This is a genomic window from Komagataeibacter intermedius TF2 (assembly GCF_000964425.1).
GTDB lineage: Bacteria > Pseudomonadota > Alphaproteobacteria > Acetobacterales > Acetobacteraceae > Komagataeibacter > Komagataeibacter intermedius.
Genome location: NZ_BANF01000262.1, coordinates 1 through 1,637 on the forward strand (window position 1 = coordinate 1; position 1,637 = coordinate 1,637).

Below are 1,637 nucleotides of genomic sequence, written 5' to 3' on the forward strand. Positions count from 1 at the left end.
TTTTTACACAAGACACCGTTTATATGCGATTTTAAGCATCAATAAACGGTTTTGGACAATTCAGCAGGAATTTAATTCCAATGGCAGACCCGATCGGCGGCATGTGGCTCGCACTGAAATATGATGCAGAGCCATTCGGCGGACTGGCTGTCAAAAGCCAGCTTGGAAGTCGCCGGTCGAGCAGTCATCATAATTTATACAGCATCGAGACGTATCCCGAAAACATGCGTCCGGCCGACACGGCAGCCGCGCATCTGCAGTTTCATCTGCGACACGAACCCACCAGCCTTGAGTTGCTGGCGCGCGTCTTTGCGAAGACCGGACCAAGTTTTGTCCAGGAGTGGATAAACAATGCACCGACCGGACAATATGCCAGACGGGCATCGTTTCTCTATGAATTCGTCACCGGACAAACGCTCGTGCCGCCAGTCGACCTCGGCGGCAACTACGTTTCCGCCCTGGATGCATCTTTTCAGGTAACAGCTTCTCCGGACAAGATGAGCAACGTCAGCAGATGGCGCGTCCGTGACAACATGCCTGGGAACCGCTTTTTTTGTCCCTTTATCCCGCTTTCCAGTCAACTCAAGACGGCTGCGGAGATGGACGTATCTGCCGGTTACGGTGAACTGGTGCAGGAATTCGGCGAGAGCATGCTTGCCCGGGCCGCAGTGTGGCTGACAAATCATGAAAGCAAGGCAAGTTTCACCATTGAAGGCGAGGCGCACCAACTTGACCGGATCCAGCGCTTCAGCCACGTACTCGCCACGAGGACAGGGCATGGGGCAGTCCCCCTGACAGATACTGACCTTGCCGACTTGCAACGCAACATCCTCGGTGACGTCACAATAACCGAGCATTTTGGCTTGCGGCTGTCACCGGTATTCGTTGGAGAATACACGATGAGGTACGAGAATGTTGTTCATTACCTCGCGCCTCCCGCACAAGACGTAGCGGATATGCTTGGAGGATTAAAAATTTTCCTCGACAGGACGGAAGGACAGTCCCCTGTCATGCGTAGCGCCGTGGCAGCCTTCGGGTTCGTCTACATCCATCCTCTTTCTGACGGGAACGGCCGTGTACACCGGTTCCTGATAAACGACGTTCTCAGGCGGGACGGCGCCATCCCCGACCAGATCATCCTTCCCATCTCAGCCACCATCATTGGAGACCCGACGAGCAGGCGAAACTACGACCAGATTCTGGACAGGGTTTCAAAACCCCTAATGCGACAGATCACGGATCATGTCTCTTTCGATCGTGACATGAAGACCTATCCTGATGGGATAAAATCCAATCTTGACTTCTCGAACCCTGATCTGGCGAGACCGGCCTGGCGCTATATCAATTTCGCCCCCCACGTTATCTATCTCAGCGCAGCACTAGAGATGACCATCAAGCACCACATGAAAGAGGAAGCCATATATCTCCGGTCACACCATAACGCCCGGCAGGCACTCAAGGAGCTTGTTGAAATGCCGGATATGGATGCCGACCGCATCATCAGGTCATTACGGGATACTCGTTTCATACCCAGCGGCAAGATTCAGAAAGAATATCCCATGATCGAAAAATTCAGGCTTTGGAGCGCCATCTCTGAGGCGCTGAGGCGTTCATTCTCTGAATGATTGCGCGTGGAC

The 1,637-nt window shown here is 53.3% G+C and carries 1 protein-coding gene; it reads left to right on the plus strand.

Features of this window, described 5'->3' with window-relative positions:
- Positions 1–80: 80 nt before the first annotated feature.
- Positions 81–1,625 (plus strand): Fic family protein, encoded by a 1,545-nt coding sequence (locus tag B7449_RS16825; RefSeq protein ID WP_048883877.1) that lies wholly within the window; start codon positions 81–83, stop codon positions 1,623–1,625.
- Positions 1,626–1,637 lie beyond the last annotated feature (12 nt).

Bases quoted from the DNA above. Each gene is read 5' to 3' on its own strand.
- B7449_RS16825 (WP_048883877.1), top strand. From the start codon at position 81: ATGGCAGACCCGATCGGCGGCATGTGGCTCGCACTGAAATATGATGCA.